This is a genomic window from Chitinophaga sp. CC14 (assembly GCF_048957795.1).
In the GTDB taxonomy this organism is placed as follows: Bacteria; Bacteroidota; Bacteroidia; order Chitinophagales; family Chitinophagaceae; genus Chitinophaga; species Chitinophaga ginsengisegetis.
The window spans coordinates 979,006-996,187 of record NZ_JARBFY010000005.1 but is presented as its reverse complement, the minus strand read 5'-3'; the positions used below and the strand labels follow the sequence as shown (position 1 = coordinate 996,187).

At 46.9% G+C, this 17,182-nt stretch carries 17 protein-coding genes; 5 read left to right on the top strand and 12 right to left on the bottom strand.

The window, feature by feature from the left end:
- Positions 1-3: 3 nt before the first annotated feature.
- Both PV783_RS23570 and PV783_RS23565 read right to left on the bottom strand, forming a co-directional pair.
- The gene (locus tag PV783_RS23570) at positions 4-1,521 is read right to left on the bottom strand and encodes a glycoside hydrolase family 43 protein (RefSeq protein WP_420989824.1); all 1,518 of its coding nucleotides are present in this window, start codon (positions 1,519-1,521) and stop codon (positions 4-6) included.
- 163 nt (positions 1,522-1,684) lie between these two features.
- A complete protein-coding gene (locus PV783_RS23565) occupies positions 1,685-2,350 on the bottom strand; it encodes a TIGR02117 family protein (RefSeq protein WP_420990659.1) in 666 nt (221 codons plus the stop codon).
- Between the two features lie 100 nt (positions 2,351-2,450).
- Here PV783_RS23565 and PV783_RS23560 point away from each other — a divergent pair, with 100 nt between their 5' ends.
- Entirely contained in the window at positions 2,451-3,194 is a 744-nt protein-coding gene (locus PV783_RS23560) for a tetratricopeptide repeat protein (RefSeq protein WP_420989823.1), read from the top strand.
- Positions 3,195-3,283: 89 nt separating this feature from the next.
- On the opposite strand, the gene PV783_RS23555 is transcribed toward PV783_RS23560, so the two are convergent.
- From PV783_RS23555 to PV783_RS23535, 5 genes are all read right to left on the bottom strand, one after another.
- Positions 3,284-4,198: a bestrophin family protein gene (locus tag PV783_RS23555; protein WP_079473463.1), complete on the bottom strand. Its 915-nt coding sequence runs from the start codon at positions 4,196-4,198 to the stop codon at positions 3,284-3,286.
- 11 nt (positions 4,199-4,209) lie between these two features.
- Entirely contained in the window at positions 4,210-4,695 is a 486-nt protein-coding gene (locus PV783_RS23550; RefSeq protein ID WP_079473464.1) for a hypothetical protein, read from the bottom strand.
- A 110-nt stretch (positions 4,696-4,805) separates the two neighbouring features.
- Positions 4,806-6,164 carry a HAMP domain-containing sensor histidine kinase gene (locus PV783_RS23545; RefSeq protein ID WP_420989822.1) on the bottom strand — a complete coding sequence of 453 codons (1,359 nt, stop codon included), beginning with the start codon at positions 6,162-6,164 and terminating at the stop codon, positions 4,806-4,808.
- Positions 6,148-6,864 (bottom strand): response regulator transcription factor, encoded by a 717-nt coding sequence (locus tag PV783_RS23540; protein ID WP_079473466.1) that lies wholly within the window; start codon positions 6,862-6,864, stop codon positions 6,148-6,150. The genes PV783_RS23545 and PV783_RS23540 overlap by 17 nt, the downstream gene beginning before the upstream one ends.
- Before the next feature lie 17 nt (positions 6,865-6,881).
- On the bottom strand, positions 6,882-7,457 hold the full coding sequence (locus PV783_RS23535) for a histidine phosphatase family protein (RefSeq protein WP_079473467.1): 576 nt from the start codon (positions 7,455-7,457) through the stop codon (positions 6,882-6,884).
- 245 nt (positions 7,458-7,702) lie between these two features.
- Here PV783_RS23535 and PV783_RS23530 point away from each other — a divergent pair, with 245 nt between their 5' ends.
- Entirely contained in the window at positions 7,703-8,836 is a 1,134-nt protein-coding gene (locus tag PV783_RS23530; RefSeq protein WP_420989821.1) for a terpene synthase family protein, read from the top strand.
- A gap of 13 nt (positions 8,837-8,849) precedes the next feature.
- On the opposite strand, the gene PV783_RS23525 is transcribed toward PV783_RS23530, so the two are convergent.
- Positions 8,850-10,586 carry a hybrid sensor histidine kinase/response regulator gene (locus tag PV783_RS23525; RefSeq protein WP_420989820.1) on the bottom strand — a complete coding sequence of 579 codons (1,737 nt, stop codon included), beginning with the start codon at positions 10,584-10,586 and terminating at the stop codon, positions 8,850-8,852.
- 273 nt (positions 10,587-10,859) lie between these two features.
- Here PV783_RS23525 and PV783_RS23520 point away from each other — a divergent pair, with 273 nt between their 5' ends.
- Both PV783_RS23520 and PV783_RS23515 read left to right on the top strand, forming a co-directional pair.
- Entirely contained in the window at positions 10,860-11,027 is a 168-nt protein-coding gene (locus tag PV783_RS23520) for a hypothetical protein (protein WP_420989819.1), read from the top strand.
- A gap of 65 nt (positions 11,028-11,092) precedes the next feature.
- Positions 11,093-12,166, top strand: a complete 1,074-nt coding sequence (locus tag PV783_RS23515; protein ID WP_420989818.1) for a class I fructose-bisphosphate aldolase — start codon at positions 11,093-11,095, stop codon at positions 12,164-12,166.
- Between the two features lie 28 nt (positions 12,167-12,194).
- Here PV783_RS23515 and PV783_RS23510 read toward each other — a convergent pair whose 3' ends face one another.
- Together PV783_RS23510 and proB are read right to left on the bottom strand one after the other, a co-directional pair.
- Positions 12,195-13,442 (bottom strand): glutamate-5-semialdehyde dehydrogenase, encoded by a 1,248-nt coding sequence (locus tag PV783_RS23510; RefSeq protein ID WP_420989817.1) that lies wholly within the window; start codon positions 13,440-13,442, stop codon positions 12,195-12,197.
- A 12-nt stretch (positions 13,443-13,454) separates the two neighbouring features.
- The gene (gene proB, locus PV783_RS23505) at positions 13,455-14,489 is read right to left on the bottom strand and encodes a glutamate 5-kinase (RefSeq protein ID WP_079473472.1); all 1,035 of its coding nucleotides are present in this window, start codon (positions 14,487-14,489) and stop codon (positions 13,455-13,457) included.
- A gap of 117 nt (positions 14,490-14,606) precedes the next feature.
- On the opposite strand from proB, the gene bla reads away from it, so the two are divergent.
- Positions 14,607-15,506, top strand: a complete 900-nt coding sequence (gene bla, locus PV783_RS23500) for a class A beta-lactamase (protein WP_420989816.1) — start codon at positions 14,607-14,609, stop codon at positions 15,504-15,506.
- 40 nt (positions 15,507-15,546) lie between these two features.
- On the opposite strand, the gene PV783_RS23495 is transcribed toward bla, so the two are convergent.
- Together PV783_RS23495 and PV783_RS23490 are read right to left on the bottom strand one after the other, a co-directional pair.
- On the bottom strand, positions 15,547-16,017 hold the full coding sequence (locus PV783_RS23495; protein ID WP_420989815.1) for a hypothetical protein: 471 nt from the start codon (positions 16,015-16,017) through the stop codon (positions 15,547-15,549).
- Between the two features lie 80 nt (positions 16,018-16,097).
- Positions 16,098-17,177: an alkene reductase gene (locus tag PV783_RS23490; RefSeq protein ID WP_420989814.1), complete on the bottom strand. Its 1,080-nt coding sequence runs from the start codon at positions 17,175-17,177 to the stop codon at positions 16,098-16,100.
- Between the last annotated feature and the right edge of the window lie 5 nt (positions 17,178-17,182).

The window sequence follows — 17,182 nt, the reverse complement described above, 5'->3', positions numbered from 1 at the left end:
ATTTTATTGCGGTATTTCACCGGTGTACCTGATATCAAAGAAGCCGAATGCGGCATTTTCATCCGCGTTGCCCTGGAAGTTCAATCCCGGCCGCGGACTGCGGTCCCATGGTGGAAGGAATCCTACAGGGTATGCTTTCTTATCCGGTGTAAGCTCTTCCCAGGTGGCCTGTTGTTTCCAATACACCTTACAGGTAAAATCAGGCAGCATCACCATTTTCAGGTGTACAGGCTTACCGGTATCAGGTACTTTCTGTTCGCTGAGTACATTTCTCTTTCCATCCTTTATTACCCAGAATTCCACTTTATCCTGGCGTACAGCAATGCCAACGGCGGCAGATACATCTCCATAAATAATTAATCCTTTGCCAGCCTTGTTATTATTCAATACGGCAGTACTGATTTCATAAGCCGCTGCATAAGGTCTGAGGGTGAGCGCTATGCCAGCCGGATGATTGCTGTTGTATAACCCCGACAGCTGCAACTTTCCACCCGTTTGACTGAACACCGGCTTCATATTTCTAAAATCCCACTGCCAGAATATTTTCTTTGTTGGTTGCGCAAAGTTATAATGAAGATGAGTGTTCTCTTTGCTGTTTGCCGCCACGGGAACAGGCCTGAGCGCAGGCCACTGGTCGGACTTCCACGACAAAGACGAAATTAGAGCTTCTCTGCCGGTAAACACATTGCTGGCTTTGTTATAGGCATGGTAAATATAAAAGTCGTTGCCCGCAGTATCCTGTACAAAGGTGCCATGTCCGGGGCATTTCCAGTTCCCGTTGTCAGTCAGCACGGGATTATTGGTATCTTCTTCGTAAGGCCCGGTGATGGCGGTTGCGCGGGCTACGTTAACCAGGTAGCTGCATGACACACCACAGCAATTACCTGCGGAATAAAAGAGGTAATAGTAGTTGCCTTTTTTTATGATGCTTTGTCCTTCCATACCTGAACGGGCATTATCTTTTAACAGGGTGAAAGGCTTGCCTGTCAGTGAAAGTCCATCACCGGAGAGTTTACTCCCAAGGATCTCAATGGGCCGGTTATCCAGGCCATAGGCTTTCCAGGTGATGTATAATTGCCCGTTGTCGTTAAATATAAATGCGTCGATGGCTTCCTTGCCATGTTCTATGATGATGCCATGATCTTTGAAGCCATGATCCGGAAATGCCGAGGTGGCTACGCCTATGCAGGAAACGCCATCGGTCTTTCTTTTCGCTGTATAATAAACGTAATAGGTATTGTGATGATAGAAATATTCAGGCGCCCAGAACGAAGACGAAGTCCAGGAAGGCGCTTTATCAAATAAGAAACCTGTTTGTTCCCATTGTTGCAGGTTATTTGAACGGAAGATCGGAAAGTGCGGCCCCCATTCGCTTGACGTGCCGATGGCATAGAAGCTGCTGCCCTTCCGGATAATGGAAGGATCTGCAAAGTCGCCGGGGATATTTGCCTGCTGGGCCATTGAAGCATGAGTACCTGTCAGAAGTGCGCAGATAGCCAGTACCGGAAGTTTAAATCTCATCTTTATAATCATTTATGGAATAGCCGGGTAACGTGGATTAGAAACCGGTGGGAACAAAAATAGAAGGTTATGTGGATGTTTTTTCACTAAAACATCTCATTCCTTCATTGTAAAGTCTCATTATGGCCTTGAATCTTATCTTGTTAAAATAGCGGGATAGTTATCAGCGGTAATGATAAAAGATGCCTGTATCAAAGATGGTCCACCGGCAGGCTTTTTGGCCGCAGCTTTTTAGCCCGTTATTGGCCCAGGTGTTACAGGTATAGAAGAGATGATAGCTGCCTTTGGCTTCATAAAAGGCATCATTCCGGTCGTAGTTGGCATTGGTGGCAATGTACACGGGCATTTCGCCGGGGAGCGCGCGGAAGCTGTTGTTGATATAATGAACCAGCCGGGCATATTGTTGCTTGTTGACCATAATCCTGCGGCAGTTTTCATCTTCGCTGAGATGGCGGTAGTAAGTGGCATGGATGGCAGCGGTGCTAAGACTGAATGCTGCCTTAAAAGCGGTGCTGGCTTTAAGGTCTGCCCAGGTAGGGGTTTCCAGGTAAAAGCCTTTGTCGCCCCACCCAAAGGCCAGCCATTGTGCGGTGGTGTCTTTGCCGGTGGTATTGCTGAAGGGGATGCGGGTGCTCCAGTCTATTTGTTCCGTGCGTACAGGCAGTACCAGGTCGGTGTGCACGCCGTTGGTGAGGATATAAATGGGGATGTCCGCATCCGGCACTATTTCCCTGCTGGTGCTCATGCGCGAAAGCGTGTAGGCCGATAACAGGTAAACGCTGATCAGCAGCACCAGGGTTAACAGGGAGTAGCCGGTAATTTTTAACATCTTCTTCAAGAATATCCATTTGGTTCAAAGCTACAAATTAGCATATTTTATTATTTTTGCCGGGAATCAGTTTTTCTTAACCCTGGTTGTTGAAATTGCTATGTTCCCATTTTGGAGTGACTATTATTACCTGGTTATCATTCTGCAGATTATATGTGTGGTGCATGTCCTGAAATCGGGGAGAAGCAGGGAGTGGTTATTTTTTATCCTGTTTATCCCGGTGATAGGCGTGGTGGTTTATTTTATCCGCGAAATATTGCCGGATATTACCAATGGCAGCTTTGGTGAAAACCTGTTACGTACGTTGTGGCCCAACGGGCGTATCCAGGAGTGGGAGAAGAAGGTACGTATATCCGATACAGTTACCAACAAAATGCAGCTGGCAGATGCCTATGCACAGCAGAAGCAATACGACAAAGCCATTGCGCTGACCCTGGAGTGTGCCAATACTTTTACCAAAGATCCGGGTATTATCCTGCAACTGGCCCGGCTCCAATTCCTGAACGGGCAGTATGCGGCGAGTATTGTGAGCTTTGATAAAGTAAATACTTTCAAGGGTGTGCGGATGAGTAAGGCAGAAGATGAACTGATGTACGCGCGCGCATTGGAACAAACAATGGAAACCGGCAGGGCGGAAGAAGAATACCAGAAAATTATCCGGGTACATCACTCACTGGAGGCAATGTATTATTATGGATTGCTCCTGAAGAAGCAGGGCAGGACCGGCGAAGCACGGGCACAGTTCGAAAAAATGGGGCAGGAAATTGATCTGCATCCCCGCTATGTGAGGCGAACGATCCGCAAGTGGGTATGGTTATCAAAAAAAGAATTGGCTACCTTATAAAGAAGAGGCTCCGGTGGATACCGGAGCCTTTGTCTTAACGCTATAAATTACGGCCCTTTTGGAGAGGGCGCCTTAAACACAAATCAGCTTTAAAGTACATAGTAAGCGGGTGTTTCCACCTGCTCTTCCGGTGCAGCTTCCTGTTCGTGCAACATTTGCCGGAGATCGTTTTCAATTTTCCTGGCAATAGTCGTTACCGGTGTATCTGTAGGTTTATTTTCAAACGGGTCCTGCAGGTTGATCGCCATTTTTTCGATCAGCAGGAAAGATGAGGCAATGGCTACCACGAGGGGTATTTCCATAAAGCCCAGCACATCTATTAAGGCAAACGGCAATAACAGTATAAAGAAGATAACGGTGAAGTGTGTATAAAGACTATAAGTAGCCGGGAACACGGTATTTTTAATACGTTCACATTTACCCATTGCGTCGCAGAGCCTGGTCAGCGTCTGATCCAGGGCAATTTGCTGGTATTGGTTTATCCAACCCTGGTCCATCGCATGTTTCAGGTCTCTTCCATGTAAAAGCAACAAGGCAGCCGGCACATTATCATATCTCATCACATAGTTTAATTCCCGTCTTGATAATAATCTGTCTACACCTTTGAGCGGATCTGTCTTACGTAACGATTGTCCCAAACTATAGCACCATGCTGCCTGTCGCTTTACAAAACGCTCCTGGAAAAGGGTGAGGTCTTCCGATTGATACGTAGTATCCATCAGGCTTAGTACCTGTCTTGTCAGCGAGCGTGAATCATTTACAATTGCGCCCCATATTGTCCTGGCTTCCCACCATCGGTCGTAAGCCTGGTTGGAGCGGAATGCGAGTAGTAACGATAACACCGTTCCCAGCACCATTGGCACAGCTATAGGAATAACCAGGTTGGTGAAATCATATTGGTAATAAAGGATATTAATAGCCAGTGAGTAGATGGTCACCAGCAGGATTTCTATCTTTATTTTACCAAAAACATAATTTAAGGGGATATTATTTTTCAGTAACATAACCTAGCTTTTTATTCTGTTGCCAGCAAAAGTGCTGAGATGGTAGACCTGTCTACCACATACTTCCGTTTCTGGAGTTGAATCTTCATCTTTGGATAATTGCATTTGCTGATCAGTTTTTCCGGATCATAGCTTCTTTTGGAAGGCGCATTAAATTCATGATCGGTCGGTTGAATGATCAGGTCGATGTTTTGTGCCAGCAGGAAATTGCGTAATGCTGCGCGGGTGTTGCCATGAAAGAATTCTATCTTCAGCTGGTTAATGGCAGATGAATATTTGTTACGGATTATTTCACAACCATCCTGGAAGTCGGATGAAATAAGTTCCACGTGCCTGCTGTTGCGGGTGTAGGTCATCAGGTCAAACAAAGAGTCCGGCATTTCCAGTGCGTGCATTAATATAATGTTTACCTGCTCGCCTGGATGCTGCGCTACGATGTTGTGTACATAACTGAGTGAGCGGATAGAGAAATCTGTGGGTATGAGTATATTTTTCATATCTGGTAGCTTTTATAACAACAAAATTATTGCTGTGAAATAAGTAACCAGTAAGAGCCGCGTTAAAAGATAGTAAGAATGTGGTAAGAATCCGGTAAGAAAAGCAGCCGCTACAGTGGAAGTTCCACCCTGATCTCGGTTCCGTGGTTTACACGGCTGTTTACAATGATGTCTCCTTTATGCATGCGTATAATATTCATAGCCAGTGGCAGCCCGATACCATACCCTTTGAAACGGCCGGTATTGGAGGCGCGGAAGAAGGGGGAGAAGATATAGGGCAGATCTTCCGGGGGGATGCCGATGCCCTGGTCTTTTACGATAATAATATTTTTCTTTTCTGTAGCGGCCAGTGCAATGGACACCGGTTCGTTGTTGGAATATTTCACCGCATTCATCACAATGTTGCTGAGCGCCAGTTCCAGCAGTTGTTCGTTGCCGGGGATCACTAATTTTTCTTCTTCTTCCGGGAACAGGCTGTAGTCTATTTCCACCTGGTTACCCGGGTGCAGTTTATCGATGGTGTTTTTTACGGTGAACAGCAGTTCATCGCTGCGGATTTGTCCCCATTCCTGTTTCTTGCCGTCAAAGCCGGTTTGGGCCAGGTGCAGCAGGCTTTTGGTGATGTGTTCCAGTCGTCCTGCTTCATGAAGGATATTCTTCAGGGAGTAGATATATTTATCCTGGGTACGTTCTTTATTAAGTGCCAGTTCTGCTTCGCCGATGATGGCGGTGAGAGGGGTACTCAGCTCATGGGAGGCATTGCTGACAAAATTATTTTGTGTTTCAAAGGCGGTTTCCAGCCGGTCCAGCATATTGTTAAAGGTACCTGCCAGGTCGTTGATTTCATCACCGCTGTCGTCTACATTCAGCCGCAGGTGCAGGTTGCGGGAGCTGATGCTTTTTACCTGCACCATCATGTGCCGGATAGGTTTTAGGATATATTTGGAGAAGAAAATGCCGGCGCCAACCAGGATGACGCTGGAGGCCACGGAGCAGATGATCAGGATTTTGCGCAGCCATCCCAGGTATTCCACGCTGTATTGGTTAATGGCCGATACAATCACGATATACAGTCCCTGTTTGCTTTTATACAACACGCCTTCGTAGAAGCGGTCGCCTTCGCGGTACGTAGCCTTGCTGTCGCGGTACACCTGTTCGTAGAAGGAGTTGGGAAGGGTGAGTTGTTCATCTTTATGAACGGTGCCATCGGCGGCCACTTTCAGGAAGTATTCCTTTTCGGCCGGCAGTTTTTCCAGGTGTTCCTCCCGGATCTCGTTGTAGATCACGGAGTCGGATTCATAATAGGGAAGGGTGGCTTTTGCAGTAAGATAGGCGCGTATTTCCAGCCGTTTATAGAAGTCTTCGAAGGAGTGTTGATTGGCGAAATAATACACCAGTCCACTCATCACGAGGATTGTAGAAATCGTTAACCCGGCAAATAGCAGTAATATCTTAGTGCGTATCTTCATCGGCTTTATTTTCCCTGATCATATAACCCAGTCCCACTACGGTATGTATCAGTTCTGTGGGGTTATATTTATTAATTTTTTTCCGGAGATAGTTAATATAAACATCCACCACTTTGGTATTCATATTAAATTCGATGCCCCACACCTGTTCCAGTATTTCCAGGCGGGAGAGTACTTTCCTCGGATTTTTCAGTAAATATTCCAGCAGCCGGTATTCTGTGGCGGTGAGCTGGATATTTTTTCCGTTCCTGCTGGCGGATTTGGTATCGGTATCCAGTTCCAGGTCTGCCATGCTGAGTATAGCGGCGGAGGTAACGGGAACGGGTGTATCTACCGGGGTTTTTCTCCGCATCAGGCTACGGATGCGGGCTTCCAGCTCCTGTAGCTTAAATGGTTTCACCAGGTAATCATCGGCGCCGCTGTCGAGGCCCATTACTATATTTTCTGTTGTACCCAGTGCGGTGAGCATAAGTATAGGCACATCCAGCCGGGCTTTGCGGATGGAGCGGCATACTTCTATGCCGTTCATACCGGGCAGCATTACATCCAGTATGATCAGCCGGAATGATGGGTTATTGAGTGCCATTTGCAGTCCGCTGGTACCATCGGGGGCCACGCTTACTTCGTAGCCGGCTTCCGAGAGGCCGCGGGTAATAACAGATACTACAGCAGGTTCATCTTCTATCAGTAATAGTTTCATGAACAACAAATATAATTCTATTCGAGGTGGCTCACGCAATTAAACAGTTCGCATTTCCAGTTTTCGTCGGAGAACTGGAGCCTCGTGATGGAAGTATTTTTCATGGCGGGAGTAGGATGCATTTGTGGCAGGAGGGCGTCCAGCATTTGCCGGATAAAGCTGCCATGACTTACCAGCAGTATCTTTTTGCCACTATTTTCGGAGAGGAGGTCCTGCATAAAGGAGAGTCCTCTTGTTACTACGGCATTATTGCTTTCCATACCGAGGTCCATCAGTTTCCAGTTGGCGCCCCACCGGAGGATGCGTTCTTCCTCGGTAGTACCTTCAATGAGGCCGCCGCCGGCTTCCCCGATACGTTGGTCTTCAATTACACTTTCTATGTTAAGCTCCTGTGCAATGATGGCTGCTGTTTGCCGGGCCCGGAGCAGGTGACTGGAATAAATGAGGTCCCAGGTTTCGCCGGTGAGCCGTTGTCCCAGTTTCAGGGCCTGCGTAATGCCTTCTTCATCCAGCGGGATATCTGAATGGCCTTGCAGTTTGCCTGCTTTATTCCAGGAAGTGGTACCGTGACGGATAATAGCGATCTGGGTCATATTGGGTCTTTTAGTCATTCCGGGGAACAAATATATATAAAACACCCCGGGGTTAATAGTTAAAATTCCCGGCGCAGGCAGAATTCAGCGGTGTTTTGTATATTAAAAGTATAATATATTTGTTCGGAGTGTCGCCCATACTTACTTTCATCCGCGGCTGTTTTGTTCCTGTGAAAATCAGCATGCCCTATAACCGGATCCAATTAATACAGTTTTCTTCATTTCTTATTCAAAAATTAACATTTATGAAACACAATGTTCAGATGCTGGCTCATGCCAGAATGCAAAAAATGCAAAAAGAATACGCTGCCATGATGAGGGAGGGGGTGGAACCCTTTTCTTTATTTCAACTATTTAATCATGAAGAATTCAGGCTGGATGAATTTTGCCAGTCATTCAGACCTCATCCTTATTCCCGCCAGCTGAAAAGGGTGGCCCAGGAGTTTTGCGAGCGTTATGGTATCTGGCTTGAAAATGCGGAGCATTACGTCACCTGTGCCATATACCTGTTCCCTACCGCCAATTTGTATCGTATGAATAATATTCTTAAAAACTGCACCGTAGACTTTTTTCTGAATGACACAATGGGACGGGAAGTTTTTACGCACCTGAGTGCCGGCGAACAGGAACGCTGCAATGTGGTCAGGCAGCGTATCGGACAGATGGATTATCCTTTCGGAAGCGTACCGGAGGCTCATGGCGTGGAAACTGCCAATGCAGAGATGCTGCTGGATATTTATAATACTTCGCCAGCCCATTGGTTCCGGGAATTTAAAAAGATGTATAACTACCACATTGATGTAACACACCTGGATTGCAATACCAATTCCCTCGGGCATATTCCTACGGTGGAAGAGTATATTGACATGCGGGGGCATATTTCCGGCATGCATCATACCATACAGCTCATTGAGTATAGTGACGGGCAGTTTCTTGACTGGAAATGGATGGAAACAGCAGGTATCAAAACTGATATGCAGCGCCTTCAATATGTTACCGCTGCTATTGGCTGTTTGATGAATGATCTTTTTTCTTTTGAGAAGGAGGTGATCGACAACAGTTCAGATTCAAACCTCCTGATGATCCTTGCGTTAAATGATCCGGGCCTTTCACTGGAGGAAATTATCAGGAAGGCTGCTGCCATTGTACAGCAGTTTTTACTGGAATTTGCATTGCTGGTGACCAGGGTAAGGAACAGGAGTTACCAGCAATTACCTGCTGGTTCAGAAATGGTGGATAAGCTGGATGCACATATTGGCGGCCTGGAAAGATGCGTACAAGCCAGTTGGGTATGGCAGGTTTATACCAAACGTTATAAACGGTCAAATTCTATCTGGAAAGAAACGCAATTAGTACCAGCTATTGCTGCGGCAGTTTAAGCGTATTCATTTCTTATTGTAATTCGCCACTGAGTGGATGCAGTTGCTGACTAAGTACTTTTATCAGGAATTTATAGTCAATTGGTTTTTCAATAAAGGCACTGGCGCCGGCTTTCATCATTAGCTCGCGCGACTCTAAAAAGGCATCCCCGGTGGCGATAATAACGGGGATATGTTTTAATAACGGATCTTTTTTCAGACTAACCAGGGTATCTTTCCCATCCATAATGTCCATATGGTAATCCATGATGATGATATCGGGTGTGCGTTTCCTGCTTTCCTCCAGAACTTCAGCCCCGTTTGTGGTCATGCAAATAGAGCAGCCGGTTTGGGTAAGGAACCTGGATATCAGCAGGGCACTCATTTCGTTGTCTTCAGCAACTACTACATGAATGTCGCTCAGGTCAGTAATTTCATCTTCATCATTGTTTTCCGTTTTGAGATCATCATATCTGCCCGGTACCAGGGGAAGCACTACTTTGAAACTGTTTATCCCGGTAGGGCTGCTTTCTGCAGTAATAGTGCCGTTCATGGAATTGACTTTATTCTGTACAATATAAAGTCCCAGCCCTGCACCTTCTGTGTACTTTCTTTTATCTGTAATAAACGGATCAAATATTGTTTTCAACTTATCTTCTGTGATGTGATCACCCATATTAACAATATGCAGCGACCAGGTATTTTTAGCAGCGGCAATGTAACAGTTGATCGTAGTGCCTTTGTGGGAGTATTTAATGGCATTCCCCAACAAATTTGTTATAACCTGGTTGAGTTTTAAGGTATCAGCAATAATCACAGGAGGTATTTCACCTATGCTTAGTTTAATCTTAATATTCCTGGTTTTTGCTATTATCCTGTTTATGTCCACTAATTTTTCAATGAAGGGTTTTATTTCAAAAGCTTCGCTGTTCAGCACTTCCGAATTTCCCGATTCTATCTGTGCCATATCCAGCACGTCATTTACAATATTGCGGGTATGGTTGCTTGCCAATAAAAGTTGATCCACCAATGGTTCTATCCCCCTGAGTTGTTCATTTAATTTTATCTCCCGCTTTAACAACTGTCCTACGCCAAAAATTGCATTCAGCGGTGTTCTCAGCTCATGTGATACCTGGTATACAAATATCTTTTTAAAGTGATTACTTCTCTTTAACTGTTTATTGAAATCATTACTGTGAACATATGGTTTGCTTACCACGATGATAAGTGTTAAAACACCCGCCATCGCTGAGATGCGAAAAATAAATGCCACATCTTGCTGAAGGTGTATCGCTTCTACAAAATGATAGTGGTAATAGGTTTCAAGCAGCAAAAGAATGCCTACAGCTACCACCAGTGATATTCTTCTCGATGTTCTGTCTGGAAATATCAGGTATATAATAGAGATCAGGAAGATGATCATTGCCTGCAACTCAATAAGGTTACTGAGTAGTATTCCAAAGTAAATTGATGCAAAACATTGTACCAAAAAAGTACTGGCAGCCGCAACTCTGTAGTATCCCCTGTGATTCATATAAATGGCCGAAACCGTAAGGAGGAATTCTATGGAAGCAGGTATGAGTATAGATAATTCTCTTGTGAATACCATAAATATGGCGCCTACAACGAGGATTAAGGAAGCCAGCACCAGGCTGAGTGTGTTCACAAGTATAATCCTGGATACCAATTCATCGTCTGTTTGCCCCTGCGTACCTGCTCTTGTAATTGTTTTTACAGTTTGTTTGATCTGGTTAATGATTTTAATAGTCATGTTAAGCATCGTAGGGTTTAAGTAAGTTAAGCTCAGGATAGCCTTAAATAAAGGGCTATGACAGTTTGTGTTGCAGGCAAAAAAATCTTTTCATAGAAACCTAATGATCTTCTGAGGGTTATTATCCTATTGATAATTCTTCCGGCATCCTTTTTAAGGGGTATGAACGCTGGCAACCAAAGTTATAGTATTTATTCCTAAAGTTAAATTCATTTCATTTTTTTCATGTCCTACCCAAATAACGATTTATAAGTAATCAGTACATTTGTTATTATGGAAATGAGTATCAATCCCAACGAAGAAAAACCAGTCGAAAAGGAAGACGAAATAAAGCCGGAACCTATTATTCATGACGGCTCCGGAGGCGCATTTGAAGGTACGGAAATGGTAACGGAAGAGCGGGAAGACCAGCCCCGCCCGAAAGGCCCAACCCCTTACTGAATAACTGCCGCATACCGGTGCGGTATTAAATCCTTAAATTAGGTGTATCAAAAAAAGTCATGCTTATGTTATCCTTGGAAAAAATCGGCGAATTATTAGGCAAAGAAAGCGATACCCTGTTGCAGCATCAAAGCAAAACTATCAGTAAAGACCTGCTGCACCTGCCCGGACCGGATACCGTCAATAAAATTTACCAACCTTCCAGCCGTAACCCGCAGGTATTGCGCAGTTTGGGGCAATTGTTTCAGCATGGCCGTCTCGGAGGCACCGGCTATATGTCCATTCTTCCTGTAGACCAGGGCGTGGAACACAGCGCAGGCGCATCTTTTGCCAAATACCCGGCTTATTTTGATCCTGAAAATATTGTGAAGCTGGCGATAGAAGGCGGCTGTAATGCAGTGGCTTCCACCTTTGGCGTGTTATCGTCGGTGTCGCGTAACTATGCGCACCGCATTCCTTTTATTGTCAAGCTCAATCATAATGAACTGCTCACTTATCCCAACCGGGCCGACCAGGTAATGTACGGCACCGTGGAAGAAGCCTGGAACCTCGGCGCAGTAGCGGTTGGAGCCACCATCTATTTCGGCTCTGAGCAATCCGACCGCCAGATTGTGGAAGTATCGCGGGCCTTTGCAAGGGCGCATGAACTGGGCATGGCCACTATTCTCTGGTGTTACCTGCGGAATGACGCTTTTAAGAAAGATGTGGATTATCACCTCTCAGCCGATCTTACCGGGCAGGCCAATCACCTCGGTGTAACTATCCAGGCGGATATCATCAAGCAGAAATTGCCGGTGGTAAACGGGGGCTATAAAGCATTGAATACCGGAACGTCTTCATATGGTAAACTGGATGAGCGTATTTATACAGAACTCACCTCAGATAACCCCATTGACCTGTGCCGTTACCAGGTAGCTAATTGCTATATGGGGCGCATGGGACTGATCAATTCCGGCGGCGCCTCCGAAGGAGAGGCCGATCTGGCGGAAGCAGTACGCACCGCGGTGATTAATAAAAGAGCCGGCGGCGTAGGGTTGATCTCCGGGCGCAAAGCCTTTCAACGCCCGATGGTGGAAGGAGCAGCGTTGCTGAACGCCATCCAGGATGTATACCTGAATGAACAGATCACGATCGCATAGCGGTGGGAGTGGAGGGAAGTCCCTCCACTCATCTTACCTGGCCGTTGCCACGGACAAACCATTTTTCAGTTACCAGCTTTTCCAGTGCAAAAGGTCCCCGCGCGTGCAGTTTCTGCGTGGAGATGCCTATTTCTGCACCTAAACCAAATACGCCGCCGTCGGTGAACCGCGTAGAGGCGTTCACGTATACCGCTGCGGCGTCTACTTCATTGAGGAAACGCTCACTGATGGCGGTATCGCTGGAAATAATCGCCTCCGAGTGGCGGGAAGAATATTTTTGAATATGCGACAGCGCTGCGTTGGTGTCGGGCACTACTTTTACGGAACATTTGAGCGAAAGGAATTCCCGGCCAAAATCTTCCGGCTGCGCAGCGAAGAGATGCGGATAATTTTTTTTCTGCAGGATATCGAATGCTAACGGGTCCGCATATACGTCTACCGCGTAGTGCTGCAGCTGTGGCGCCAGCAGTGCGAGGAAATCAGCAGCCACGGCTTCATCCACCAGCACGGTGTCGAGCGAATTGCATACCGACGGGCGGGAAACTTTCGCATTGGTAACAATGGCCGCAGCCTGTTGCAGGTCGGCAGTTTTTTCCACGTAGGTATGGCATACTCCCGCACCGGTTTCAATGACCGGTACCCTGGAGTTGGTGCGCACAAATTCGATCAGTTGTTCGGAGCCACGCGGTATAATGATATCAATATACTTTACGGCAGTAAGCATTTCCATTACAAAGCTGCGGTCAACCGGCAGCAGCTGCACGGCATGTTCATCTACCCCAAACTGCGTTAATACGGCCTGGATCAGTGCTACGAGGATGGTGTTGGTGTAAAAGGCATCCGTGCCGCCACGCAGCACGCATACGTTGCCGGAGCGGATACAGAGTGCGGCTACATCCACGGTTACATTGGGTCTCGATTCATAGATCACGCCTACCACGCCTAGGGGCACGGTTTTCTTTTGTACCAGCAGGCCGTTGTCGAGGGTTCTTTCCAGCACCAGTACATTGGCGGGATCGGGCAGGCCGGCAATATCTTCCAGGCTGGAGGCGAGATCGCGGATGCGCGCATCTGTCAGCAGCAGCCGGTCTTTTTTCGGGTCTTCGTCCGGCATGCGGTCGAGGTCCTTCTTATTTTCTGTGATAATGTCTTCAGACCGGATCAGGATCACCGATGCCAGTTTGCGTAGCAATGCCTGTTTCTGTGCATCGGCGAGGGTACGTATGGAAACGCCTGCCTGTTGCGCTTTTTCCAGTAATGGTAGTATCGTTAGCATGATTGTTTTTCTTTATAACAGCACGATGTCATCGGCGTGGGCCACTTCAATGTTCTGTGCTTTGTGTTGGGTGTCGAGAGTGTCTGAAGCAATTTTCGTCCTGCCTACGGCGATGGCGATATTGTCTTCGTTCACAATTTCAATGACTTCCCCGCATTCAAATTTTTCGAGTACAGCCTGCACGCCTACGGCGAGGAGGCTGTGACGCTTTTCCAGGGCTTTTTGTGCGCCGGCGTCAATTTGGATCCTGCCGGTAACCAGGCTGCCGCTGGCCAGCCACTTTTTGCGGGCGGGCATGCTGCAGGGCTGCGGCAGGCACAAGGTACCTGTTTTGCCTGCAATGGCATTGAGGATGCCATCCTCTGTGCGGATACCGAAAATAACGACCCTGATGCCCATCCTGGTGGCCAGGCGGGCGAAGGTGAGCTTGGATACCATGCCGCCCAAGCCGAGAGCGGATTTCTCTTTATCTGCCAGTCCCAGGGCTGCCTTGTCAATAACGTCTATCTGTGGCACCACCTGCCCCTCCCTGTCCAGTACGCCGGCAACGGAGGTGCTGAACAACAATAGCTGTGCACCAAAGCCCACGGCTATCAGCGTGGCCAGCTCGTCGTTGTCGGAAAATTTCAGCTCCAGGCTGCTCACCACGTCATTTTCGTTGGCAATGGGGATAATGTTGCTGGCCCACAGTTCCTCGTAAGTACGTTTTAACTGGAGGAACTGGTTCCTGTCGGAGAAATGCTGGCGTTCACAAAGGCTCTGCGCTACTGCAATACTATAAGGGGCAAAATAACGGCTGTATTTATTCAATAACAACGGATTACCCACGGCTGCCGCGGCTTTGCGCTCGCTGATGGTGCCGTTGTAATGACGTAAAAACTGTTTGCCGGCGGCCACAGCCCCGGACGACACCAGCACAATATGATAATCGGCATGTAACTCTGCTACCTGCCGCGCTATACCGGCAATCACGGTTTCGTCGAGGTCACCGTTCTGATGGGTGATCGACGCTGTTCCAAATTTTATAACTAATATCGGTTTACTCAATTTCTGCTCTATTTGGAGCCTAAAATAATATTAACACGGCGAAATTCTAAATGCATAATTTGTTCCGGTTGCGGGGAAAGCCCTATTTTAACTTCTTATATTGATTTAACCAGCTATATGAGAAAGCATGTTGCCATGTTTATAACAGCCACTATGGCCGTTTCTGTTGCCTGTCTCCCAACGGCCAAAGGCCAGCAAACACTTCGTCAGCAAATTGCAGGTATCGCCGGAAATATATCTGGAAAAGTTGGAGTATATGCGGAAATCCTGGAAACAAAGGACACTGTTTCCTTTAACCGCGACCAGCACTTCCCGATGCAGAGCGTATATAAATTCCCGATTGCCATGGCCATGCTCCACCAGGTGGACCAGCACAAATTCCGGCTGGATCAACCCATACACGTAACAAAAGACGACCTGATAGGACCGAGAGGCGTAAGCCCAATAAGGGACCAGCATCCGGAAGGGAATTTTGATATGCCGCTGGGAGAACTGATCGATTATAATATCCGCGCCAGCGATGGCAGCGCCTGTGATGTGCTGCTGCGCTTACTGGGCGGCACCGCCAAAGCAAATGCCTATGTACACAGCCTGGGCGTGAAACAGCTGGCCATTTCCACCACGGAAAAAGTGCAGGTGCCCAGCGAAATGATCCAGTATAAGAACTGGTCTACCCCAATGGCCATGACACAGCTGCTGAAAATATTTTACCAGGAACCGGTGTTGTCCGACAGCAGCAAAAATTACCTGATGCACCTGATGGTGACTTCAAGACCCGGTGCAAAAAGATTAAAAGGATTGCTGCCGGCCGGCACAGTGGTAGCGCATAAAACAGGTACCTCGTGGACCACAGACGGGTTAACCCGTGCCACCAATGACGTTGGTATTATTACTTTGCCAAACGGACATCACCTGGCTATTACGGTATTTGTGTCTGATGCAAAAGCAAGCGAGGAAGAGCGGGAGGGAACCATTGCTAAAATTGCGAAAGCAGCATACGACTACTGGAGCAAATAAAGAAACAGGCAGTTTCATTTTTGAAACTGCCTGCTGAAAATTATTTCATGTATTTCTTATACTCCTTTTCAATATCCATGATATCTACTTTGTGGAGTTTGTCCCCATCAAATAACCACATCTCCCAATTGTATTTAACATCACTTAAATTGAGCGTAGCGGCACTTCCTTTGGCCGAATGAAAACTGATGTTGCCACCGGCAGGTTCAATAATCTTTACACCCTTTTCCTCCAGGAAAGCGCGGGCATCTGTCATGTAGTTCTGGTAATCTTCATTGATGGTATAAAATGCTTCTTCCCCGTTATCTTTTTTCAGATGTTCCAGTTGAATACTGTCGGGCGTATGAAGTATTGCGCAAGGACGTGTAATCTGGCTGGCGCTTTCGGCTACAGCCTGCACGGGTGGAGCTGCATCTGTCGGAATTTTTTCCTCCGGAATTTTTCTTTCCTGGCATGCATAGAAAGTAATGAGCGCTAAAGGTAAGATAAGGTGCTTTTTCATGGTTTTCATAGCAATAGTTGTTTGGCATATTCGTTACACTTTACAACAGCGTAATGGCATAAAGATAATATAAAATATACCCCGTGCAACTATTGCAATATGTTCATACATGGATAATCTATCAGCCCTGCTGCGCCACCTTGATAGAAGGTGCTTTTATCGCCCGGCGCCAGTGGATGCTGATGTCTGAAACGCTCTGGCAGATCAGGATTAGAGATAAAAGGCCGTCCGAATGCAATAAGATCTGCTTCATTTCGTTGCAGTGTTTTTTCTGCACTGTCCGCTGTAAAACCACCTGCCAGGATGAGCCAGTTTTTAAACTGCTGCCGTAATAAACCAATGTAATTTGAAGGGATGGGTAAACTGCCGTTGGTAGATTGATCAGAGAGATGAATATAGCGTATATCCATCTGGTTTAGTTTCGGGATCAGGTACAGGTGAGTAGCTGTTTCTTCATCGTATAATGGCAAGCTATTGTGTGCTGCAAAAGGAGAGAAGCGGATGCCTACCCTGTGCGCTCCGGCAATATCAATGGTGCCTTGTACGATCTCCAGTAAAAAGCGAGTCCTGTTTTCAATACTGCCGCCATATTTATCCGTACGCCTGTTGGTATGCGGATGCATAAATTGTTCAATAAGATAACCATGTGCAGCATGTACTTCTATGCCGTCGAAACCGGCGGCAATGGCGTTTTCTGCTGCTTTGAGATGTAGCCCGATCATTTCTTCTACTGCGGTGGTGCTCATTGCTTCAGGTACGGGCATGGGCATAGGGCCTTGTACCGTAGTGATGATGCCACTGGCTGCTATTGCTGATGGCGCAAGCAAAGGCCCGCCACCGGGGAGGTTCAGCGGATGGCCAATTCTTCCGCTATGTAAAAGCTGGATAAATATGGTACCGCCTTTTTCATGAACCGCATCTGTTACTTTTTTCCATGCGGCTATTTGTTCGTTGTTGTAAATGCCAGGCAGGCGGTAGTAGCCTACGCCATTAGGGCTTATGGCGGTGCTTTCTGCTATGATCAATCCTGCGCCTGCACGCTGACTGTAATACGTGGCTACCATATCATCGGGTACGCCGTTGGTAGCTCTTCTTCTGCTCATGGGCGCCATCACGATCCTGTTGTTTAATGTGAATGTGTTTGAGGCAACCGGTTCCAGTAATTTCATTTTCA